Genomic DNA, 23,258 nt, shown 5'->3' on the forward strand with positions numbered 1-23,258 from the left:
GATGTTTGCGGCGGGGTTCCCGTCCATCACAACGTGGCGAGCCATTGTTGGCGATTGATGCGATACAGCACGTGGGGCCGCAGCGGGTGGGCTTCCGGGAGGTTGGGGTGGTCAAAATCATCATCCGGATCGTTCTGCATCCCGATGGCTTGCATGACCTTTTGTGAGGGCAGATTGCTGACGGCGGTGAACGAGACGATCTCATCCAGTTCGACGTGCTCGAACCCGCAGCCCAACACCGTCCACGCGGCCTCGCTGGCGTAACCAAGGCCCCAGTGTTCCCGAGCCAGTCGCCAGCCGATTTCAACCGCAGGATTTTGGACGCTGCTGAACGGGGCGTCGAAGCCCACCACATTCAACCCGGTGAAGCCGATGAATTGCCCGGTGTCCTTGCGCTCCAGCGCCCACAGACCGAAGCCGTATTCAGCGAAATGGCCGCGAATACGCCCGATCATCTTGGCGCTTTCCAGGCGCGTCAGCGGTTGCGGGAAATAACGCATCACCTGTGGATCGGCGCACATCTGCGCGAAAGCCGGCAAATCATCGTCCCGCCACTGACGCATCAACAAGCGTGCGCTGTTGAGCTCAAGTATCGGCTCCATTGAACATCTCCCCTGCCCCGCTTCTCAAATGGCTCGCCAGAATAACCTGCCAGTGCAACTGTGCCCGTCCCGGCCAAATCGCTGTGCCACAACGGGCATAACTGGCAAGATTCCCCCTCGAACCCCATGCGTACGCACTATGTCCCTGCCGCTTATCTACCACGAAGATTACAGCCCGGCGTTTCCGCCCGACCATCGCTTCCCGATGGATAAATTCCGCCTGCTGCACGACCACCTTATCGACAGCGGCCTCACCACGGATGCTCAACTGTTCCGCCCGCTGGTCTGCCCTGACGACATTCTCGCGCTCGCCCATGACCCGTCCTACATTCGGCGGTACATGGACGGCGACCTTTCCCGCGAGGATCAGCGCCGTCTGGGCCTGCCCTGGAGCGAAGACCTGGCCCGACGTACGGTGCGCGCCGTTGGCGGTTCGCTGCTCACGGCAGAAAAGGCATTGCAACATGGCCTGGCCTGTCATCTCGCCGGAGGCACGCACCATGCGCATTACGATTACCCTGCCGGGTTTTGCATCTTCAACGACTTGGCCATCATCAGCCATTACCTGTTGCAGAGCGGTCGCGTCGACCGCGTGTTGATCTTCGACTGCGACGTGCACCAGGGCGACGGCACGGCTCGGATTCTCGAACACACCGAGGATGCGATCACCGTCTCCCTGCACTGCGAGAAAAACTTCCCCGCGCGCAAGGCCCAGAGCGACTGGGACATTCCGCTGCCAATGGGCATGGGCGACGATGAATACCTGAAAGTAGTCGATGACACGCTCAATTACCTGCTGCCGCTCTACCAGCCCGACCTGGTGCTGTATGACGCAGGGGTCGATGTGCACAAGGACGATGCGCTGGGCTACCTGAAGCTGACCGACAACGGCGTGGCCCGGCGCGACGAAGCGGTGATGCGCCATTGCCTGGGCCGCGACATTCCGGTGATGGGCGTGATTGGCGGCGGGTACAGCAAGGATCGCGAAGCACTGGCGCGACGGCACGGGATTTTGCATCACAGCGCGCAGCGGGTCTGGGTGTCGGAGGGCTTATGACCCACTCGCCTGCCACTGCACATTCGCTGTAGGAGCGAATTTATTCGCGAGGCGGCGGTACATCCGAAGAAGATGTGTGGGTGCATCACCGCTCGCGAATGAATTCGCTCCTACAGAGATCTGAGACAACTCATACCGATCGGTATTTACCCACATCCGCTGTGGAACCACCTGTGGATAACCTGAGCGCAAGGCCACAGAGCCTATATCCCATAAGGCTCACGGAGCGCTGTACGTTTTTTGCTCAAAAGTTTTCCACAGGCCGTTCGTTCGTCACAGGCCTCGGGTAGAATGCGCGACCCACTTCGATGATCCGCACGTTGACCATGATTTCAGCCTCTTCTTCCTCCGCACACGCCGTCGCCATCATCGGGGGTGGCCCGGCCGGGTTGATGGCCGCCGAAGTGCTGAGCCAGGCCGGCTTCAAGGTCGATCTCTACGACGGCATGCCCTCAGTCGGACGCAAATTTCTGCTGGCCGGTGTTGGCGGCATGAACATCACTCACTCCGAGGCGTACCCGGCGTTTCTGTCGCGCTACGCCGAACGCGCTCCGAACATCGCGCCCCTGTTGCGAGCCTTCGGTGCCGACGACTTGTGCGAGTGGATTCACGGGCTAGGCATCGAAACATTCGTTGGCAGCTCCGGTCGCGTGTTTCCCACCGACATGAAAGCCGCCCCCCTGCTGCGCGCCTGGCTCAAACGTCTGCGCGAGGATGGCGTGGTTATCCACACCCGCCATCGTTGGCTGGGCTGGAATGCGGACAACAGCCTGCGCATCGAAAGTCCAGAGGGCGAGATCGCGATCCGTCCCGCCGCGACATTGCTCGCCTTGGGGGGCGCTAGTTGGGCCCGCCTGGGATCGGACGGCGCCTGGATGCCCCTGCTCGAACAGCAAGGTGTGCAGACCGCCCCCCTTCAAGCCGCAAACTGCGGGTTTGAAGTGCCTGCCTGGAGCGAATTGCTGCGCAGCAAATTCGCAGGCGCCCCACTGAAAAACATCTCCATGGGCTTGCAGGGCCAAACGCTGCGATTGGGCGAGTGTGTGCTGACGCAGACGGGTGTCGAGGGGAGTCTGGTGTACGCGTTGTCGGCGCAGATTCGCGAGGCGATCAATCACAGTAGCGTCGCTACCGTCGAGATCGATCTGCTGCCAGGCAAGCGCCTGAACGATGTGCAGAAAGCACTGAGCAAACCCCGCGGCTCGCGCTCGATGTCCAAACACTTGCACAGCCAGTTGGGGCTCGACGGCGTCAAGGCAGCGTTGCTGCGGGAATTGGCCCCTGCCGAAGCCTTCGCTGATCCGACCTTATTGGCCAATGCCGTGAAATGCCTGCCGCTGACGCTGATCAAACCCCGCCCGCTGGACGAGGCGATCAGCACGGCGGGCGGCGTGACGTTCGAGGCGATGGATGAACGCTTGATGCTCACCTCATTGCCTGGCGTGTTCTGCGCCGGGGAGATGCTCGACTGGGAAGCGCCCACTGGCGGTTATCTGCTGACCGCCTGTTTTGCCAGCGGGCGTGCAGCGGGGCTGGGGATGGTGGAGTGGTTGCGCGCCCAGCCAACCGCGAAACCTTTGTAGAAAAAATCACGCCACCCGATCAACCTGCGGCTTGAGTCCGTTCGCCGACTCCAGCTTGTCCACCGGCGCCTTGGTCGCAGGTTTGCCCAACACGCGCTTGCCCAGCTCGTACCCTTTCATTTCGATGTACTTGTGAGCGAACCCCGCCACAACCACCGTCAGTACAGTGACGCCCACCACAAACAGGTTGTTCGCCCACATCGACCCTGTGTCCATGAATCGCTGCCCTGCGATCATCGGCGCCATTTCGAAACCGGTGACCTTCTGCCCGATGATGAAGACCGTCGACAGCAGGAAAATGACAGCAGCGTGGGTCATGTAGATCGAATACGACAGCTTGCCGAGCAACACGAAAACACCGGTTTTCAACAGCGCCGACACCAGGCCGCCTTCGAACGCGAACAGCAGCACCAACACGCAGAACGCCAGACTCCCGATGGGTGAGCGGTTGTCGAAGTCGTTCATCACGATCCAGTACGTGGCGTACATCATGGCGCATTCCAACACCGTCACCAGCCACGGTTTGAGGGACCATTTATCGCGAATCAACAGGTACACCAGGTACGTGATATTGCCTGCGAAGAAGCACGACAACCCAAGCATCGCGCGGTCGACCAACGGCGCGTTGTCCGAAAAGATCAGGATAAAGGCGACCACCGAAACGCTGGCAAACAGCAAAAAGCGATTACGCATGGAGAACATGCACAGCGCCCCGAACAGCATGTAGATGTAGAACTCGATGCTGATCGTCCAGGAGGGGTAGTTGAACGACATGGTTTCGGTGTAGCTCGTCCATGCTTGAACCAGCAGGAGGTTGGGCAGGATCTCATCCAGCGCGAATGTCCCGGTGAACGGCTTGTTGTTCAGGCCAAAACCTTGGTGATAAGCGATCCAGCGCGCCGTTTCGAAAAGAATGAAGAACGCGAGCATGAACAAGTGCAGCGGGTAGAGGCGAAAGACCCGTGAAATGACGAAGGACTTGAATGAGAGGTTTGGCTTCATGCCATAGGTGTGAGCAAGAACGAACCCACTGAGGACGAAGAAGAAATTGAGCAGAACCTCATCACGTCGGAAGAACGGCAATTGAATGAAGGTGTCGACAACGTGCAGGTGGAAAAACACGACCAGCAGCGCGCAGATCCCCCTGAAACTGTCGAGTGTGGTGAATCGCTGAACAGGTTTCATAACGCTACTTCCGTTCTGGTTGAAGAAATCCCGCCCCCGATGACCGAGGTTGGAGCCAGAACACGGTATGTTTTCCGCCGCTTACTCAACAGTTGAAATATTTCATGCCTGATACACCCGAACGAGGGAATGTTGACGCCAGCGTTCAACAGCAATGACTCGCCGGTCACACTCAGAAGCAATGGTCCAAAAACGCCAATAAAATGGCTTTGTCAGTGCCGTCGCTGCGCTCCTCTAAAAATGGCCCACAAGCTTCCGGGTGATGGTCATGCCCCAACTATCAATACCGGCGATGATCGCTACCAATCGTATTGACTTCTTAATAATCCAGCGCCGCGTAACATTGCCTCCATACCGAGTTACCACTTAGACGAATTGGAGCAACCCTCATGAAAACCAACAAACTGATCCTTGGTCTGGCCTTCTCCGTACTGGCAACTGGCGCATTCGCATTGCCGGCCGCCAAACACATCAACGCGCCAATCGTCGCTGAAAACGGTTCGTCCCATACTCACATCAATCGCGTTGCCGCCGATGGCGCTGACCGTGTAGGTGCCAACCGCGTCGCTGAAAACGGCTCCGAAAAAACTCACCTGGGTCGCATCGCTGCTGACGGCGCCGACCGTGTAGGCGCCAACCGCGTCGCTGAAAACGGCTCCGAAAAAACTCAACTGGGTCGCATCGCTGCTGACGGCGCCGACCGCGTAGGCGCCAATCGCGTCGCTGAAAACGGCTCCGAAAAAACTCAACTGGGTCGCATCGCCGCTGACGGCGCTGACCGTGTAGGTGCCAATCGCGTCGCTGAGAACGGCTCCGAAAAAACTCAACTGGGCCGCATCGCTGCCGACGGCGCTGACCGTGTAGGCGCTAATCGCCTGAGCTAAGACCTGCCCCGCTCCCCTCTTGGCCCGGCTTCTGCCGGGCTTAATCTTTCCAGCCCCCTCTGAACCGTAGTTTTTTTACCTATCTGTGTAGGAAATTACCTTCAATCTCCCCGCATCCGTTTCAGATTTCCGGCTTTCGGCCGATGAAACCTTGCACCTGACTGTTTCGCTGGGCTCCATAACAACAATTCTCCAGCTGACGACTCGAAAAACGGACTGTGGAGAATTGAGATGAAGAGCTGGTTCGCGAATATCAGCGTTAATAAAAAGCTGGCCTTAGGGTTCGGCATCGTTCTTGTTTTTACTGCTTTGCTGGCGCTCATCGGCTGGACCAGCCTGGGCAACATGACCTTCCGCAGCGATCGCGTTGCCGACATCATGAAGCTCAACAACAAACTGACCGACATGCGCATCACGCGTCTGCAATACATGCTGAGCAATGGCGACGAAGCCGTGGCCCAGAACGTGCAGACCGCTCTTGACGCCTTCAAAGCGCAGCAACAATTTTTGCAAAGCACGTTCGTCAATCCGCTGAACGTCCCGCCGATCAAGGCGTTGGGCGAGCAGATTCGTGCCTACGACACGTCATTCAGCAAAATGCGCGAGGCCTACAAGACCAGCGCCAAAGTCCGCGCTGACATGGGCGCCGATGCGGTGAAGGCCGCAGAGCTGATCGCCGCCATCAACGATGACGTGATGAAGCTCGATCCGACCGACGAACGCCGTTTCGCCCAGTACCAGGCCGCCATCAAAGCCAAAGAAGACGTCATGCTGGTGCGCTACGAAGTGCGCGGCTACACCGGCAACCCCACCGTCAAAACCGAAGACGCCGCTGCACGCCAACTGAATGCCGCAATCAGCGGGCTTGATCAGCTCAACGCCACGTTCGGCGCGACTCAGGGCGATCGACTGAAACAGCTCGAAAGCGCGTTGATCGGCTATCGCAGCTCGGTACAAGGCTTCAAGGTGGCGAACGACACCATCAACTCGACGCGGGCAGAAATGACCGATGAAGGCGCAGCCATCGTCAAACTGAGCCAGCAGTTGGTTGATCTGCAAACCTCTCTTGGCGCGGAGGACACTAAACAGGCTCGCACGCTGCAGATTGGCGGCACCTTGCTCGCCCTGATCTTTGGTGCCTTGGCGGCGCTGATCATTACCCGCCAGATCACCCGACCGCTCCAGGAAACATTAGCCGTGGTCGATCGCATTGCCTCCGGCGACCTGACCCATACGCTGACAGTGACTCGCCGTGATGAACTGGGTGTGCTGCAAACCGGGATTCAACGGATGGGCGCCACCCTGCGTGACCTGATTGGCGGCATTCGCGACAGCGTTACCCAGATCGCCAGTGCGGCCGAAGAGCTGTCGGCGGTGACCGAGCAGACCAGCGCCGGGGTCAACAGCCAGAAGGTCGAGACCGATCAGGTGGCCACTGCCATGCATGAAATGTCGGCCACCGTCCAGGAAGTCGCGCGCAATGCCGAACAAGCGTCGGTCGCCGCTTCCAATGCCGACAAACAGGCCCGGGACGGCGACAAAGTCGTGGGCGAAGCCATCGCCCAGATCGAAAAACTCGCCAACGAAGTGATCCGTTCCTCTGACGCCATGGGCGTACTGGAGCAGGAAAGCGACAAGATCGGCAAAGTGATGGACGTGATCAAGTCCGTGGCGGAACAGACCAACCTGTTGGCCCTCAACGCCGCCATCGAAGCGGCTCGGGCCGGGGAAGCCGGGCGTGGTTTTGCCGTCGTGGCGGACGAAGTGCGCGGCTTGGCACAGCGTACGCAACAGTCGACCGAAGAAATCGAAAGCCTGGTCGCCGCCCTGCAAAGCGGCACCCGTCAGGTGTCGGACATTATGCTCAGCAGCCGTGGCCTGACTGACAGCAGCGTCACCTTGACCCGCAAGGCAGGCTCTTCGCTGGAAAGCATTACCCAGACAGTGTCCAACATTCAGGCGATGAATCAGCAGATCGCCGCCGCTGCCGAACAGCAAAGCTCCGTCGCTGAAGAAATCAGCCGCAGCATTCTCAACGTCCGCGACGTGTCCGAACAGACCGCCGCCGCGAGCGAAGAAACCGCCGCGTCCAGCGTCGAACTGGCCCGACTGGGCAATCAGTTGCAAATGCTGGTCAGCCATTTCCGCGTCTGAGCCCAAAAGCCGCGTCCGGATATACGCATCCGACGCGGCTTTTTAACGATTTTAAAGACGAAACGCCGTTTTATAACAATAATGAGGGCTCCAAAACGATTTTGAGACCTCCTCATGCGCAGTTTTGCCGGATACGCCTGGCTCGCCCAGACTTACAAAATCACGCCCTGCCAACCGTTCAAAGTCCGCAGTGTGATTGCCAGCGTACGCAAAGACAGCCTCATCGACGGCGTTCTCGAACGCACCTTCCCTGCCCAATATCAACCGGGCCCGACGCTGGCCGAGCACCTGACGTTCGCCTTCAAACGCGAGCCTGTTCATTTGGAGTTTCTGGCCAGACTCTTTGCCGTCATCGATCCCACTGAACTCGAAGGCTGGATTTCGTCCGAGCCTACGGGTCAATACGCCCGCAAAGCCTGCTTTTTGTACGAGTGGTTGGGTAACCCCAAGCTCTCGTCTCCCGATCTGGAAAAAGGCAATTACATCGAGTTTCTGGACTCCCGCCATTATTTGGTGAGTGAGAAGCCTGCTCGCGATGCCCGCTGGCGCATCGTCGACAACCTTCCCGGCACCTCTGGATTCTGTCCGATCATCCACATCACTCCCACGCTGGCGGGGTTGATCGACTACGACCTCAACGACGCATTGACCCAATTGGGTGTGGAGTTTGGCCACGATACGCTGCTACGTAGCGCCGTGTGGCTGACGATCAAGGAAAGCAAATCCAGCTTCGCCATCGAGCACGAAGAGCAACAGGCTGATCGAATCAAACGCTTCGCGGCGGTGATGGAGCAACGCTGCGGCGTCGGCACCCCACCTTTGGTGCAGGACGAGATTGCGGCCCTTCAACAGGCGATCCTTGGCCCTCGCGCATTGTCCTATGGCATTCGCCAATCGCCAGTGTTTGTAGGCCAGACCCGAGGTTTCCAGAATGTGCTGCATTACCTGGCCCCCGACTGGCAGGCCGTCGGATCGATGCTGGAAGGGCTGCAGGCACTCGAAATCAATACCCGCGGCGGCTCATCGATCTTGCGCGCCGCGGCCATTTCCTTCGGTTTCGTTTACATCCACCCGTTGAGCGACGGCAACGGCCGTATCTCGCGTTTTTTGATCAATGACATTCTGCGACGGGACAAGGCCGTGCCTGCGCCTTACATCCTCCCTGTCTCTGCCGTGATGCAAGACCACACTCTGCGCCCGCAGAATTACGATCAGGTACTCGACGAATTCTCGCGGCCGCTGATGCAATCGATCGAGCCTGACGTACGCTTCGAAGGCTTTGAAAAATACGCTGACGGGATGGAGTCGAACCTTCATTACGACGGATTCGCCACGACCGCTCCGGCGTGGCGCTACATCGACCTCACGGCACATGCTGAATACCTGGCACGTGTCATCCGAGTGACCCTCGAAAAAGAGATGCGCGATGAGGCCTGCATTCTGCGCAACCACCAGCTGTTACGCGCTGCGATCAAGAACATCTTCGAGGGGCCGGATGCGGACATCGACCGCATCATCCGCTCGATCCATCAGTCAGAGGGTCAGGTCGGCAATAAGCTCATCAAGCAATATCCGTTGCTGGAAGATGACGCTATCCAGGCCGACATTGCCGCGGTGGTGAAGCGTTTCCTCGGCTAAAAAAAAGCCGCCTGGACAGAGAAGCCGGCGGCTTTTTAACGATTTTAAATACGCAATGCCGTTTTCTAATAAAAACGGCAGCGCTTTAACCGTTTTGACGAGTCAGCTCGACAGTTGATTCGCGAACTGCCCTACCGCGCTCACGACCCGTTGCGCGCCGTCTTGAATCTCCACGATCACCGACCCGGCCTCACCTGCCAGCTCCAGGCCCTGCTGCGCCTGTTGCTTGCCGCTGATGATCACGTTGACCGCCTGTTCAGCCAGTACCTGGTTCTGCTTCACCACACCGACGATTTCTTCGGTGGCTTTGCTGGTGCGCGAGGCCAACTGGCGGACTTCGTCGGCGACCACGGCAAACCCACGGCCTTGTTCGCCGGCCCGGGCCGCCTCAATGGCAGCGTTGAGGGCGAGCAGGTTGGTCTGGTCGGCGATGCTGCTGATGGCTTGGATGATAGAGCCGATCAGTTGAGATTGCTTGTCCAGCGCCGAGATGCGATCAGCGGCCTGTTCCATGTGTCCGGCCAGCTCTCGCATGACTTCAACCGTCTGCTGAACCACCGCTGCGCCTTTCTGCGCGCTGCTGTCCGTTTGCTGCGAGGTGCTGAAGGCAATGTTGGCGGCTTCGGCCACCGCATTTTCCCGGTTGACCTGATCGGTGATGACCGTGGCGAACTTCACCACTTTGTACAGGCGGTCATGGGCGTCGGTGATCGGGTTGTACGACGCTTCGAGCCAGACTTCACGCCCCCGGCTGTCCACGCGTTTGAAACGACCGGTGACGAATTCGCCCCGACGGAGTTTGTCCCAGAATGCCTGATATTCCGGAGAGCCGGATTCTTGGGGGTCGCAAAAAATGCGGTGGTGCTGACCCAGGATCTGCGTGAGCGAGTAGCCCATCGAACCCAGGAAACGCTCGTTGGCGGCAAGCACTTCGCCATTCAGGTTGAACTCGATCACAGCGGTGGAGCGCTGCAGCGCTTCGATCAGGTTTTCGTGCTCGCGGGAGTTTTCGATGGTGCGCGTCAGATCTTTGGAGTGGATCGTGAAATACGCCACTTTTCCACTGCCATCGCGTACCGGCTGCACGATCGAACGCAGCCAGGCTTCTTGGCCATTGCCACGCAGCAGACGCAAGGCGCCGCTGAAATGCTCGCCTCGGCTGATGGCGGATTTCACGCGCTGAAAGATATCAAGGCTTTTGACGTGAGCGGGGGCCAACTCTTCGATGGAACGCCCGACAAGATCAGCGCTGCGGTAATGCATTTCCTTTTCAAAGTTGTTATTGACGGACTCAATACGACCCTGCGCATCCAGGCGCATGCACAGCATTTCGCTGTCCAGACTGCTCCTCACCTGCTCCACCGATGAAAGTTCTTCACGCAGCGCGGCCAACTCTTGCTTCAAACGTTTATTGAACATGAAAGACGAACTTCCAGAGAGATGAAGGGGATCGTCCTCAGCATCGGCCTGGCCCGTGGTTTCTTGAGCTTAAACGCGTCGAAGCAGCGTTTTTCAGCCCGTCTCGGGCGAATGAACCTGCGCCCGAAAATGCCGTCTGTGAAACGATGATCGCAACAAAGGGATTTACTCATCGTACAATTGCCACATACTGCCCGCGCTGCTTTTATTTCGTCAGAGCCACTTTTCAAACTGTCAGGTTCATTTTCATGAAAAAAATTCTGCCTTATCTGTTGAGCGCCGCCGTCACTTTCATTCCAGCGGCTTTCGTCCAGGCGGCCACCCCTCCGGCCCCTGTCCAACTGACCATTCTCAGCTCCGGCGGCATCATGGGCGCCTTCAAAGCTGTTACCCCGGACTACGAACAACGCGTGGGCGTGAAATTGCAAGGCGAGGTCGCGCCGTCGATGGGCGCGACCCCACAGGCCATCCCGAACCGCCTCGCTCGCCAGGAACCCGCCGACGTGGTGCTGATGGTGGGCGCTGCGCTGGACAAGCTCATTAAAGATGGCCAGGTCGATCCGAAGAGCCGCGTGGACCTGGGCAAATCCTACATCGCGATGGCCGTGAAACACGGCGCGCCGCACCCTGACATCAGCACCATGGAAGCCTTCAAGCAGACCCTGCTCGACGCCAAAAGCATCGCCTATTCCGACAGCGCCAGCGGCGTTTACCTGTCCCGCGTGCTGTTCAATCAGATGCACATCGCTGACCGCATTCAAAGCAAGAGCCACATGATCCCGGCTGAACCGGTGGGTGAAGTGGTCGCCCGCGGCGATGCAGAAATCGGCTTCCAGCAACTGAGCGAATTGAAGCCGGTGGACGGCATCGACATCATCGGCCTGATCCCCGATCAAGCGCAGCAGATGACCCTTTACTCCGCGGGCGTTGTGGCCAAAAGCAAACACCCGGAACAGGCCAGGCAGTTTCTGGAGTTTTTGAGTTCGTCGGCGGCAGCTCCCGCGATCAAGGCGAGTGGGCTGGACCCGATTGCGAAGTGATTGAAGGCGGGCTGGGGTTCATCATCTGAGTGATTTCCCTGTAGGAGCGAATTTATTCGCGATAGGCCAGTACATCCGACGCAGATTTATCGGCTGTACACACGTCTCGCGAATAAATTCGCTCCTACAGGTTTCGTTCATCCCTGGCCCAAATCCAGCTCAATCAACTCCCCCCGCACCTCAAGCCCGTCGAGGTGCAACACGCCCACCGTTATCGGCAATTTGAAGCGCCGAGGCCCTGCGCTGCCGGGGTTGATGAACAGCACACCGTGACGCAGCTGTTGCAGCGGCTTGTGGGAGTGGCCGGTGACGACGACCCGGATGTCCGGCGGCAACGTTTCAGGCACGTCGGCGAGGATGTGGGTGACGTAAATCCCGACGTCGCCAATCCGCAGCACCGCCTCGAACGGTACGTCCGCAGCCCAAGCTTCGTCGGTGTCGTTGTTGCCTCGCACGACGGTCAGCGGCGCGATCTTCCTCAATGCCTCAAGAATCTCCGGCTTGCCGATATCGCCGCCATGAATCAGGTAGTCGCACCCCTGCAACGCCTCCAACGCTTGAGGCCGCAGCAGTCCGTGGGTGTCTGAGATCAGGCCAACTTTAACGCTCATCGCTCACCCTCTCCATCGCTCACCCTCCAAGGGAGGCCACAGCGGTCTGGCGGGCCTGCACACGCTTCATGCAGATCATCGCGACCACGGCCACCAACGCCACAAGCGACGCGAAAAACTCGCCGACATGGGGCAAGCCAAACGCCCGCACGCTGAACCCGACGCCGACCACCGGCACGGAAATCGAGATGTACAGCACCACGAAAAACGCCGACGTCACTGCGGCCTTCTGATGCGGCGGGCTGCTGGCCGTCACGGCGCCCATGCCCGCACGCAGTATCATCCCCTGCCCAATGCCCGCAAACAGACCCGCGCCCACCAACAGCAGTACTTGCGCTGTGGCGATGCCGAGTCCCAGGCAGATCATCCCCAGGATCAGACCCACGCAGCCCAGTGTCATGTGCGACGGTTTGGGCAGCCACTGCAACGATGCCTGACCGATGATCGAAGCCACGAAAAACAGCCCACTCACCGCACCAATCAGCAAACCACCGTGGATACCCATGATGTGGATCATCACCGACGGCACCATGCTGGTGAACAGCCCGGCCACGCTGAAACCCGCCAACCCGGCAATCGACGCCGAGATGAACACGCCGCGCACCGACGCCGGAACCGACGGTTTCTGAATGGACAATCGACGTTGCGCAGGCCGCTCCACCGTTTCCCGAATCATCGCCACGCCGAGTGTTGCCAGTAGCAACAACGCGAGATGGACATAGAAAATCAGGTGCAGCGGATCAGCCAGGTGCTGCGACGTGAAGCCCGCCAGCATCGGCCCGAGTCCCAGACCCAGCATGTTGGCCGCTGTCGCCATAAGCGTGGCGTTTTTCCAGGTTTTCGGCGCCAGCTCGATCACAGCAACCGTCGCGGTGCCGGTCATGATTCCCGCTGAAAAACCCGAAAACAGGCGCCCGATCAGCAGCCCGCCAATCGAGTCGGAAAACAGAAAAATCAGCGCACTGATCACCCCCATGCACAGCCCGGCGAACAGCAGCGGCCGACGCCCCAACTGATCGGACCAACTCCCCACGGCCAACAAGGCCGCGATCACACCGGCGGCGTAGATCGAAAAAATGATCGTCAACCAACTCGCGTCGAACCCCAGTCGCGCCTGATAGATCGCGTACAGCGGCGTAGGCAAGGTCGTGCCGACCATGGTGATCAGCAAGGCCGCGGCGGCGATGAAGAAGTCACGGGAAGACGGCGATGCGGGCGAGGTCATGAACCCTCCAATCGAAAGAAACGGACACACATTATGGACGGATTGCATACAAAACGTCGAAAAGCTTTCCTTCAGGAAAGCGTCGCGATGCGGCCGACAGTCCGGATGAACCGATCAGGCCAGCGATGAAAACGATAACATTCCTTCCAGTCGTGTGACCTCTGCCGCCCCTCATCGTGCTAGCCTTGCGCAATCAGACACTGCCGACGTCGCCCGCGTGTTGTCCCGATCCAAGGCTGCCCGAAGTTCATGAGCAAAAAGACCCCCGTCACCATTTCCGACATTGCCCGCCGCGTGAACATGACCCCGGTCACCGTGTCCCGTGCGCTGAACAAACCCGATCTGGTGAAGCCCGCCACGCTGGCACGCATCCTCGAAGTCGCCCACGAGCTGGACTACGTGCCCAACGCCTTCGCCCGCAGCCTGAAACGTAGCGAAAGCATGATCATCGGCGTGATCACGGCGTCGGTGGACAACCCGTTTTACAGCGAGATGATCAAGGCGATTTCCCGCGAGGCGAAGAAGCACGGCTACACGATCATGCTGGTGGACACCGATGGCTCGGAAGAGCTGGAGCGCAAGGCGGTGGACACGCTGCTCAGTTATCGCGTGGCGGGCATCGTATTGTCACCGGTGTCGGACGAGCCCGAATACCAGCCTCAATACCTGAGCCGTTTGAGCAACGGCGACATTCCGGTGGTGCAACTGGACCGCGCACTGCACGGCAGCCCGTTCAGCCATGTGGTGCTGGATAACTTCCACAGCGGCCTGAAAGGCGCGCGCTATCTATTGGCGAAGAGCCCGGAATTACAACGGTTGCTGGTGCTGACGGGCCCTGCTCATTCGCGGATTTCCGAAGAGCGTTTGAAGGGCGTGAAAGCGGCGCTGGCCGAGAGTGGCAAAGACGTGCACCTGGATGTGTTCACAGGCGATTACACCCTTGAGCCGTCGCACCGGAGCACTCTGGATTACCTCAGCACACACGCCGCGCCAGACGCGATTTTCGGCTTCAACCAGTTGATCACCCTCGGCGCCATGCGTGCGTTGCGGGATCGCGGCATCGCCCATGACAGCCTGCCCATCTGCGGCATCGACAGGCTGCCCTTCGCGGACATTTTCGGCATTCCGATTGCCTGTATCGCTCACGATGCGTCGCGGGCCGGGAGCAGTGCAGTGAAGCTGCTGTTGGAGCGGATTCAGGATCGGTTCTTGCCGAAGGCGAAGGTGGTGATTGTGGGAGAGTTGGAGAATGGCGCGGCGGGCTGAGTTTCCCCGCCGAACTCATGCCGAACATAGCCCCTGTAGGAGTGAGCTTGCTCGCGAAGCGGAGTGTCAGTGACGCATCCGTTTGCTGCTCCCCCTCATCGCGAGCAAGCTCACTCCTACAGAGGGTCGGTGTTCACATTGTTACCGGCTGGTATACCCCCCATCAATCGGCAACGACACCCCACTGATCATCGACGCCGCATCACTCAACAGAAACAGGATCGGTGCCGCCACTTCCGCCGTTTCAGCAAACCGCCCCAACGGAATCGCGGCCAGTGCCGGGTCACGCTTGCTCGGCTCGCTCCAGGCCATTTGCGCCATCGGCGTGAGGGTCACGGTGGGGTTGACGCTGTTAACACGAATCCCGTGCCTGCCCCACTCACCACACTGCACACGGGTCATGGCGTCCATCGCGCCTTTGGAGGCGCAGTAACTCAGGTGATCGTCCAACGCCACCAATGACGCCTGGCTCGACACGTTGACGATGCTGCCTTTCACACCCTCGCCAATCATCGCCTTGGCCACGCTTCCGGCCACCATCGCCGACGCCCGCACGTTAACCGCCATGACCTGATCGAACGCCGCTGCGCTGACCTCGGTCGCCGCTTCGAGGATGGAAATGCCCGCGCAGTTGACCAGCCCGTTCATCACCGGCAACTCCGCGAGCAGCGAGGCCAGCAGCGCATGATCTGCCACATCCACTCGCAACACGTGGCAGCCCTGATCGGCCATGTCCAGCAACGCCGTCGCGTCGCGACCCAAGGCATACACCTCGGCGCCGCTGGCCAAGAGTTGCTGCGCGACCTCGCGACCGATGCCGCTGGTGGCGCCGGTCACCAGCACGCGCTGGCCGCTGAAATCAAACTGTGCGGTGTTCACATTCACGCTCCCTGAAGGCGATGCATGATCGGTTTGAGCGCCGGGTACAGCGCCACGTAATCGGCGAAAAGCCGCGAATACAGCGCGACGTTTTCCGCCTGCGGTTCGGCGCGACGTTCCAGTCGAACCCAGCCTTTGTGCACTTGCGCCTCGTCCACCAACCCCACCGCGTGGGCGGCCAGAAGCGCCGCGCCGAGCGCCGCTTCGACCTCCTGCACGATGGTGTAGACCGGGAAGTTGGTGACGTCGGCGATGATCTGCATCCACAGGTCCGAATGGCTTGCGCCGCCGACCACGATCAGCTGCGGGTCCAGCGATTGCGCGCCTTTGGTGCCTGCCTCGATGTTGTGCCGCAACGCGAAGGTCACGCCTTCGAGCACTGCGCGATAGAGATGAATGCGGCTGTGGAACAGGGTCAGGCCGACGAAGCTGCCGCTGGCTTTCGGGTCCCACACGGGGCTGCGCTCGCCCATCAGATAAGGCTGGAACAGGACGCCGTCGCTGCCTGCGGGAATCTTCGTCGCGGCACGTTCGAGGATGGCGTGGCTGTCCTCGCCGGTCTCGCGGCCCTGCTGTTCTTCGGCTTGGCAGAACTGCTCGCGAAACCAGCTGACCGAAGCCCCTGCTGTGATCGCGCCGCCAAAGATGTAGAGGTCTTTCGCGCCGTTGAAGACGTGAGGAAAACTCACCAGACCATGGCGCGCATCGACCTGCTGGTTGAGGTAGCCCCAGCACATGCTGGTGCCGATCATGGCCACGTGGTTGCCCGCTTGGGTGACGCCCGCCGCGAAGGTCGCCATCGCTGCATCGACGCCGCCGCCGAGCAACGGGATGCCGGCCTGCAGGCCCAGACGTTCGGCCCATTCCGGCAGCAGGTCACCGACCACGTCACCGGAATGCACGAGGCGTTCGGGCATCATCGACTGAGGAATGCCCAGTGCGTCGAGCATCTCCGCCGACCAGCTTCGCGCTTCGACGTCGTAGACGCCGCCGATGTTGCCCGCCGAGCTGTGATCCACCGCGACTTCACCCGTGAGGCAGTAGTTGATGTAGCTGTTAGGCGGCAGCAGGTAGCGAGTGTCGGCCCAGATTTGGGGTTGTTTGTCCTTGAGCCAGAGCATTTTGGTGAAGCCGTAATAGCTGTCCACCGAGTTGCCGGTGATCGCGTAGAGGCGTTCGAGATCGACGTTCTGATTGACCCACGCAACCTGTTCTTCGGCGCGGCGGTCCATCCAGATCAGGCAGGGGTAAAGCGGTTTGATCTGCGCATCGACGGCGATGCCGGAGCCGCCATACAGGCTGCTGACGCAGAGGGATTTGACGCTGTCTTTCGGCACGCCGCTCTTGGCCATGCAGGCGGCGACGCAGATTTCCACCGCATCGAGCCAGACCTGCGGCCATTGTTCAGCCCAGCGCGGTTTGGGCGTATCGACTTTGTAGCCGTGACTGTGCTGCGCGACGATCCGGCCCTGAGCATCCACCAGCAATGCCTTGGTGCTCTGGGTGCCGATGTCGACCCCAATGACGTATTCCATCTTCGTGCGCTCTCTTGTTATTGGTTGAATCGCTGGATCTTCGGCATTCGCACCGACGCCATCGCGGATGAATCCGCTCCCACAGAGGATCGCGCTCTAACTGTGGGAGCCGGCTTGCTGGCGAAGGCGAAGGTTCAGCCACCTCAAAAGTGCCTGATCTGACGCATTCGCCAGCAAGCCGGCTCCCACGCCCTTTGGGCAGAAGCTGCTATCAACCATTCACCGGCTTGAGCAGCACCTTGATCGACTTGGTCGAATTTGCCAGTTCGAACGCTTCAGCGTAGTCATCCAGGCCGAAGTCGTGGGTGACGATGCCTTCGGAGGTGACCAGTCCACGCTCGAACAGGTCGATGGCGATCGGGTAGCAATACGGTCCGAGGTGGGCGCCGCGCACGTCCAGTTCCTTGCGGTCACCGATGATCGACCAGTCGGCGCTGGTTTCGGCGCCGAACACGCTGAACTCGACGAAACGTCCCAGTTTGCGAATCAAGTCCAGGCCCTGGGTCACGCCGACCGGCACGCCAGTGGTCTCGATGTACACGTCACAGCCGTAGCCGTCGGTGAGGCCGTTGATGATCTCGCGGGCGTTGTCACGGCTCGGGTTGATCACCACGTCGGCGCCGAATTTCTTCGCCAGTTCCAGACGCTCATCCACCATGTCGATGACCACCAGCTTCTTCGGCGTCTTCAACGCGGCGACTTGCACCATGCACAGACCCAGCGTGCCCGCCCCGGCAATCACCAACACGTCGTCGAGCTGCACGTCGCCACGATTGACGGTGTGAATGGAGCAGGCCATCGGCTCGATCAGTGCCGAGTCTTCCAGCGAAACGGATTCAGGAATCTTGTGCACGATGGCGGTTTTTGGAATGCGCATGTACTGCGCCATGCCGCCCTCGGCAACGTCTTTCTGGAAGCCGAAAATGTTGTGCACTTCGCACATCCAGTACTTGCCGGATTTGCAGAATTTGCACTTCTCGCAAGGCACGATCTGCTCGGCAATGACCTTGTCGCCGACCTTCACGCCGAAGTGCTCTTCAGCGCCCTCGCCCACTGAATCCACGTAGCCAAAGAACTCGTGGCCTGGCACCACAGGCGCCTTGACCCACGGGCTTTCGCCGCCCCAGAACATCGCCGCGCCCGAATGGCATTTGCAGTCACTGGCGCAGATGCCGCAGGCGCCGATGCGGATGACCAACTCGTTGATGCGCGCTACCGGTTTGGTGATGCGCTCCAGACGGTAGTCTTTTGGCGCGTGGCAGACGACGGCTTGCATGGTGGTTTTTGTGCTTGTTTCCATGTCGGGTTACCTGTGTGAGATGTTCGGATGCGGATCGTGGCCGCTGATTTCAATTCGGATTCGTGGGTGGCCGCTCTGGCCGCATCGCGAGCAAGCTCACTCCTACAGTTGGTAGGCGGTGCGGCGTCCATGCATGAAACCTGTAGGAGTGAGCTTGCTCGCGATAGGGCCAGACCAATCCCCACACCTTTACTTATGCCGCTGCCGACTGATGAAAATCGCCAGCAAAATGATTCCGCCCTTGATCACGCTCTGCACGTAAGGCGACACGCCAAGCATGTTCAATCCGTTGTTGAGCACACCCAACAGCATGGCCCCGACCAGCGTGCCGATGATCACGCCGCGACCACCGGCAATCGACGCGCCGCCCAACACCACGGCGGCAATGGCGTCCAGCTCGAAACCGACCCCGGCATTCGGCTGGCCGCTCATCAAACGCGACGACAGCACCAGACCGGCAATCGCCGCCGTGAGCCCGCTGATCGAGTACACCAGCAGCTTGAAGCGCGACGCCCGCACGCCGGACAGGCGCACCGCTTCCTCGTTGCCGCCGATGGCGTAGACGTAGCGCCCGATCCGCGTGTGCTGCAGCAGCACCCACGCGAAGAAGTAGGTCAGCAGCATGATCAGGATCGGCACCTGAATGCCGAATAACGTGCCGCGACCGAACCAGGCGAACCAGTCCGGCATCCCGGAAATCGGGTAGCCGTCGGTGTACATCAGGCCCAGGCCGCGGGCGATGCCCATGGTCGCGAGGGTCACGATGATCGGCGGCATTTTCAGGTACGCGACGAAGATGCCGTTGCCCACGCCAAAGCCCACACCGATGAGCAAGCCGATGAGGATCGCGATCGGCGCCGGAACGCCTGCGACCATCAAGCCCGTGGTCAGCGTGCCGGACAGCGCCATGACCGGCCCCACCGACAAATCGATGCCCCCGGTGAGGATCACGCAGGTCATGCCCACGGCGATGATCGCGTTGATGGAGACCTGTCGCGCGATGTTTTCCAGGTTCGCGCCGGTGAGAAATTTGTCGCTGGCGAAGATCATGAAGACCGTCACCACCACCAGCCCGACGAAGGGGTAAAACGCCGGCGAGCGGATCAGTTGAGCGAAGTTGAGCTTCATGCGGTTGGGTTGTGCAGTCATGGTTTTAATGGACGTGTTCACTGTTCAGACTCCCGGTGGCATGGCGCATCACTTCCTGGGGATTGATGTCGCTCGCCTGCAGCACGTTGACGATGGCGCCCTTGTTGAAGACGGCCACGCGATCGCACATGCCGATGATTTCCGGCAGTTCCGAGGAGATCATGATGATCGCGAAGCCTTGTTCGGTGAGTTTGCGCATCAGGGTGTAGATCTCCGCTTTCGCGCCCACATCGATGCCACGGGTCGGCTCGTCGAAGATCAGAATGTCGCAGTGGTGATTGATCCAGCGGGCGATCACCACCTTCTGCTGATTGCCGCCGCTGAGGTTCAGCACGCGGCTTTCGCAGGTCGGCGCCTTGATCGACAGCTGCTTCATCAGCTCGGTGGTGGTGGCATCTTCCTTATGCCGGTCGAGCAAATGCGCGGCGCTTTCGTACTTGCCCAGGTTGTTCAGCGAAATGTTCTCGCGAATGCTGAAATCGACGATCAGCCCTTCGCTCTTGCGACTCTCGGGCAGCAGGCCGATGCCGTTGGCGAGCGCATGAGCGGGGTCGCTGAGGTTGACCGGCTGGCCACGCAACAGCACGTCCTTACTGACAACTGGCAGCGCGCCGATCACGCCCAAGGCCAATTCCGTGCGGCCTGAGCCGACCAACCCGGCAAAACCAAGAATCTCGCCCTTGTGCAGATCAAAGCTGTTGTGCGGACCGTTGCGGGTCAGCTGAATGTCGCGCACTTGCAGCACCACGTCGCCGAGCGGCTGGGTGGGTTTGGGCGGAAAGCTCGCTTCCAGACGACGCCCGACCATCATCTCCACGAGGGTGTCGATGTCGCTGTCCGCTACGGTCAGCGCGCCAACATTGGCGCCATCGCGCAGCACACTGATGCGGTCGCAGACCTGGAAGATTTCTTCGAGGTGATGGGAGATGAAAATCACCGCCACGCCCTGATTTTTCAGCTCGCGCATGATGCCGAACAGCAGCTCGGCTTCGGAAGGTGTGAGGGTCGCCGTGGGTTCGTCGAGAATCAGCAGGCGCGCTTCGAGGGCCAGCGCCTTGGCGATCTCGACGAACTGCTGCTCGGCCACGCTCAGGTGCTGCACCGAGCAATCGAGGTTGATCTTCACCCCGAGCCGGTCGAACAGCGCGATGGCTTTCTCGCGCATCTCGCCTTTACGCAGCAGGCCGAAACCGTTGACGATTTCGTGGCCAAGGAAAATGTTTTCCACCGCGTTGAGGTACGGGATCAGGCTGAATTCCTGAAACACGATGCCGATGCCCGCCGCGATGGCTTCGTTGTAGGTCGCGAAATGCTGCTCGGCGCCGTCGATGAGGATGCAGCCTTTGTCTTGATGCTCGACACCGGCGAGGATCTTCATCAGCGTCGATTTGCCCGCGCCGTTCTCGCCCAGGAGGGCATGAATTTCGCCGCGCTCGACCGACAGATTGATCGACTTGAGCGCGTGCACGCCGGGGTAGCTTTTACAGATGTTTTCCAGTTGCAGAAGGCAGCTCATGGGCACCTCGTCGAAGCAAACGTTGCTCAGATCCGCGCCGTTCGCCCAACGCAAAAACCGTCAGGCGAACAGCGACAGTTCCGTCACCAGCTGAAGGTTTTGGCCTTGGCCTGGTCCACCAGCAGGATGTCGACGGGGATGGCCTTGGGCACTTGCGAGCCCCATTTCCTGGCCAGTGCGATGCCCAGCGCCAGGCGCACCTGATCGCGCGGATATTGCGCCGAGGTGGCGATGAACTTGCTGTTCGGCTTCTGGATTTCCTTCACGGCTTCGGGTGAGCCGTCGACGCTGGTGAGCTTGACGTCCATGCCGCTGGAATCGATCGCCGCCAATGCGCCGAGGGAGCCGTTGTCGTTGACGCTGAACAGGCCTTTCAGATTCGGCTGCGCCTGAAGCATGTTCTCGGTCACGCTGAGCGCCTGATCACGCTCCTGCTTGCCGTTCTGGATGCTGACGATCTTGATGTCCGGGTGTTTGGCCAGCGCGTCCTTGCAACCACGTACGCGTTCGAGGATCGGCACCACGGCAATGCCGTCGAGAATGCCGACGTCGCCTTTGCCGCCGATGTTCGTCGCGAGGTATTCACAGGCCTGAACACCCGCGTCGTAGTTCTTCGAACCGACGAAAGAATCCAGCGGACCGTCCGCCTGGGCGTCCACTGCCACCACCACGACGCCTTTGTCATGGGCCTGCTTCACGGCGGATTGCACGCCTACCGAATCAGTCGGGTTGATGATCAGGATGTCGATGCCCTTTTGCAGCATGTCTTCGATGTCGCTGATCTGCTTGGAGACGTCGTGACGTGCGTCGGTCACCAGCAGGCTTGCGCCGATGCTCTTGGTGGCGTCGGTCAGCGCATCCTTCATGGTCACGAAATAGGGGTTATTGATCTCTTGGAACGAGGCACCGATCTTCAGCGGGCCGCTTTTAGCATCGGCTGCCTGAACGGAGAAGGAACCGGCGCACGCCACAGCCACGGCGAGGGAGCAAAGAACGGTGGAAAAGCCTTTCTTGAGGCGAATTGTCATAGCGAAAAATCCCGTTGTTTTTATTGTTTAAGCGGAAATGTCATCGTTAACATTTTTGAAATTAGCAGAGAAAATGAGGGTTAGCAACTGGGGAAAATGGAGGCTCATCGAGCGGGTTTAGACGTTTTTGGTAGGAGCGCGCTTGCCCGCGATAGAGCCGCAGGAGGTTTTTCTGTCTCACCGCGCTACCCTTCATCGCGGGCAAGCGCGCACCGACTCGGCTTAGGCGCGGTTTGACAAATTTCGTTACCCCTGCCGATAATCCCTAGTCATGTCATACGACAACTTACGACATCAATAACAACAAATCGTAAACAAGGGCTTCTCACGATGACCGAATCCAACGCCCACCCCCCTTTCAATCGTCTGCTGCTCACCGGCGCGGCTGGCGGCCTTGGCAAAGTGTTGCGCGAAACCCTGCGCCCCTACGCCACCATCATTCGCCTCTCCGACATTGCCGATCTGGCCCCTGCTGGCGCTCACGAAGAAGTGCAGCGGTGCGATCTCGCGGACAAAGCCGCTGTTCATCATCTGGTCGAAGGCGTCGATGCCATCGTGCATTTCGGCGGTGTGTCCACTGAGCACTCGTTCGAAGACATCCTCGGGCCGAACATCTGCGGTACCTATCACCTCTACGAAGCGGCGCGTCGGCACGGTGTGAAACGGGTGATCTTCGCCAGCTCCAACCACGTGATCGGCTTCTACCGTCAGGACGAAACCATCGACGCCAGCGCTGTGAAGCGGCCTGACAGCTACTATGGCCTGTCAAAATCCTACGGCGAAGACTTGGCCAGTTTCTATTTCGATCGCTACGGCATCGAAACGGTGAGTATCCGGATCGGCTCTTCATTCCCAGAAGCGCAGAACCGCAGAATGCTGAGCAGTTGGCTGAGCTACGACGACCTGACCCAACTGATCGAGCGCGGTCTGTTCACGCCGAATGTCGGTCACACCGTGGTGTACGGCGCGTCCAACAATGCGAAGGTGTGGTGGGACAACCGCCTGGCCAATCATCTGGACTACCAGCCCAAAGACAGCTCCGAACAGTTCCGCGCCAAGGTCGAGGCGCAACCGGCGCCGGCTGCCGATGACCCGGCGATGGTGTATCAAGGCGGCGCGTTCGTGGCGTCCGGACCTTTCGGCGACCAGTAATCCCCCCCTGAAACGGCCAGCCCGACGTTGGCCGT

Annotated in this window: 19 protein-coding genes; 8 read left to right on the forward strand and 11 right to left on the reverse strand. The window is 59.7% G+C overall.

The annotated features are described in order from the left end of the window. Window positions 1–26 precede the first annotated feature (26 nt). A complete protein-coding gene (locus tag AAEO81_RS26320) occupies window positions 27–602 on the reverse strand; it encodes a GNAT family N-acetyltransferase (RefSeq protein WP_341959913.1) in 576 nt (191 codons plus the stop codon). Window positions 603–741: 139 nt separating this feature from the next. Between AAEO81_RS26320 and AAEO81_RS26325 the strand changes: the two genes are divergently transcribed. After that, on the forward strand, window positions 742–1,659 hold the full coding sequence (locus AAEO81_RS26325) for a histone deacetylase (protein ID WP_166597024.1): 918 nt from the start codon (window positions 742–744) through the stop codon (window positions 1,657–1,659). A 326-nt stretch (window positions 1,660–1,985) separates the two neighbouring features. Continuing rightward, window positions 1,986–3,242 (forward strand): TIGR03862 family flavoprotein, encoded by a 1,257-nt coding sequence (locus tag AAEO81_RS26330; RefSeq protein ID WP_341964627.1) that lies wholly within the window; start codon window positions 1,986–1,988, stop codon window positions 3,240–3,242. 6 nt (window positions 3,243–3,248) lie between these two features. On the opposite strand, the gene AAEO81_RS26335 is transcribed toward AAEO81_RS26330, so the two are convergent. Next, window positions 3,249–4,427, reverse strand: a complete 1,179-nt coding sequence (locus tag AAEO81_RS26335) for an acyltransferase (protein ID WP_341959917.1) — start codon at window positions 4,425–4,427, stop codon at window positions 3,249–3,251. 389 nt (window positions 4,428–4,816) lie between these two features. Here AAEO81_RS26335 and AAEO81_RS26340 point away from each other — a divergent pair, with 389 nt between their 5' ends. The 3 genes from AAEO81_RS26340 to AAEO81_RS26350 all read left to right on the forward strand — a co-directional run bounded on the left by AAEO81_RS26340 (window position 4,817) and on the right by AAEO81_RS26350 (window position 9,103). Further along, complete coding sequence (locus AAEO81_RS26340) at window positions 4,817–5,311, forward strand: phage infection protein (protein ID WP_341959919.1); 495 nt, start codon at window positions 4,817–4,819, stop codon at window positions 5,309–5,311. A gap of 231 nt (window positions 5,312–5,542) precedes the next feature. Continuing rightward, the gene (locus AAEO81_RS26345; RefSeq protein ID WP_341959921.1) at window positions 5,543–7,465 is read left to right on the forward strand and encodes a methyl-accepting chemotaxis protein; all 1,923 of its coding nucleotides are present in this window, start codon (window positions 5,543–5,545) and stop codon (window positions 7,463–7,465) included. Window positions 7,466–7,579: 114 nt separating this feature from the next. Continuing rightward, a complete protein-coding gene (locus AAEO81_RS26350; RefSeq protein WP_341959922.1) occupies window positions 7,580–9,103 on the forward strand; it encodes a Fic family protein in 1,524 nt (507 codons plus the stop codon). 102 nt (window positions 9,104–9,205) lie between these two features. On the opposite strand, the gene AAEO81_RS26355 is transcribed toward AAEO81_RS26350, so the two are convergent. Then, window positions 9,206–10,522, reverse strand: a complete 1,317-nt coding sequence (locus tag AAEO81_RS26355; RefSeq protein WP_341959924.1) for a PAS domain-containing methyl-accepting chemotaxis protein — start codon at window positions 10,520–10,522, stop codon at window positions 9,206–9,208. 248 nt (window positions 10,523–10,770) lie between these two features. Here AAEO81_RS26355 and AAEO81_RS26360 point away from each other — a divergent pair, with 248 nt between their 5' ends. Continuing rightward, window positions 10,771–11,562 (forward strand): substrate-binding domain-containing protein, encoded by a 792-nt coding sequence (locus AAEO81_RS26360; protein WP_341959926.1) that lies wholly within the window; start codon window positions 10,771–10,773, stop codon window positions 11,560–11,562. 137 nt (window positions 11,563–11,699) lie between these two features. Here AAEO81_RS26360 and AAEO81_RS26365 read toward each other — a convergent pair whose 3' ends face one another. Together AAEO81_RS26365 and AAEO81_RS26370 are read right to left on the reverse strand one after the other, a co-directional pair. After that, window positions 11,700–12,173, reverse strand: coding sequence for a metallophosphoesterase family protein (locus AAEO81_RS26365; protein WP_341959928.1), 474 nt, complete (start codon window positions 12,171–12,173; stop codon window positions 11,700–11,702). 19 nt (window positions 12,174–12,192) lie between these two features. Continuing rightward, window positions 12,193–13,398: an MFS transporter gene (locus tag AAEO81_RS26370; protein ID WP_341959930.1), complete on the reverse strand. Its 1,206-nt coding sequence runs from the start codon at window positions 13,396–13,398 to the stop codon at window positions 12,193–12,195. Window positions 13,399–13,647: 249 nt separating this feature from the next. Here AAEO81_RS26370 and AAEO81_RS26375 point away from each other — a divergent pair, with 249 nt between their 5' ends. After that, a complete protein-coding gene (locus AAEO81_RS26375; protein WP_341959932.1) occupies window positions 13,648–14,664 on the forward strand; it encodes a LacI family DNA-binding transcriptional regulator in 1,017 nt (338 codons plus the stop codon). A 141-nt stretch (window positions 14,665–14,805) separates the two neighbouring features. Here the strand turns inward: AAEO81_RS26375 and AAEO81_RS26380 are convergent, their stop codons facing one another. The 6 genes from AAEO81_RS26380 to AAEO81_RS26405 all read right to left on the reverse strand — a co-directional run bounded on the left by AAEO81_RS26380 (window position 14,806) and on the right by AAEO81_RS26405 (window position 22,071). Further along, window positions 14,806–15,543, reverse strand: coding sequence for an SDR family oxidoreductase (locus tag AAEO81_RS26380; RefSeq protein ID WP_341959934.1), 738 nt, complete (start codon window positions 15,541–15,543; stop codon window positions 14,806–14,808). A 2-nt stretch (window positions 15,544–15,545) separates the two neighbouring features. After that, complete coding sequence (locus AAEO81_RS26385; protein ID WP_341959936.1) at window positions 15,546–17,078, reverse strand: FGGY-family carbohydrate kinase; 1,533 nt, start codon at window positions 17,076–17,078, stop codon at window positions 15,546–15,548. A 211-nt stretch (window positions 17,079–17,289) separates the two neighbouring features. Further along, window positions 17,290–18,378, reverse strand: a complete 1,089-nt coding sequence (locus AAEO81_RS26390; RefSeq protein WP_341959938.1) for an alcohol dehydrogenase catalytic domain-containing protein — start codon at window positions 18,376–18,378, stop codon at window positions 17,290–17,292. Window positions 18,379–18,567: 189 nt separating this feature from the next. Then, window positions 18,568–19,527 carry a ribose ABC transporter permease gene (locus tag AAEO81_RS26395; RefSeq protein WP_341964628.1) on the reverse strand — a complete coding sequence of 320 codons (960 nt, stop codon included), beginning with the start codon at window positions 19,525–19,527 and terminating at the stop codon, window positions 18,568–18,570. Between the two features lie 4 nt (window positions 19,528–19,531). Then, on the reverse strand, window positions 19,532–21,043 hold the full coding sequence (locus tag AAEO81_RS26400; RefSeq protein ID WP_341959939.1) for a sugar ABC transporter ATP-binding protein: 1,512 nt from the start codon (window positions 21,041–21,043) through the stop codon (window positions 19,532–19,534). Window positions 21,044–21,126: 83 nt separating this feature from the next. Beyond that, entirely contained in the window at window positions 21,127–22,071 is a 945-nt protein-coding gene (locus AAEO81_RS26405; protein WP_341959940.1) for a substrate-binding domain-containing protein, read from the reverse strand. A gap of 330 nt (window positions 22,072–22,401) precedes the next feature. On the opposite strand from AAEO81_RS26405, the gene AAEO81_RS26410 reads away from it, so the two are divergent. Next, window positions 22,402–23,223, forward strand: a complete 822-nt coding sequence (locus AAEO81_RS26410; protein ID WP_341959942.1) for an NAD(P)-dependent oxidoreductase — start codon at window positions 22,402–22,404, stop codon at window positions 23,221–23,223. The last annotated feature ends 35 nt before the right edge of the window (window positions 23,224–23,258 follow it).

Source organism: Pseudomonas sp. RC10 (assembly GCF_038397775.1).
GTDB lineage: Bacteria > Pseudomonadota > Gammaproteobacteria > Pseudomonadales > Pseudomonadaceae > Aquipseudomonas > Aquipseudomonas bambusae.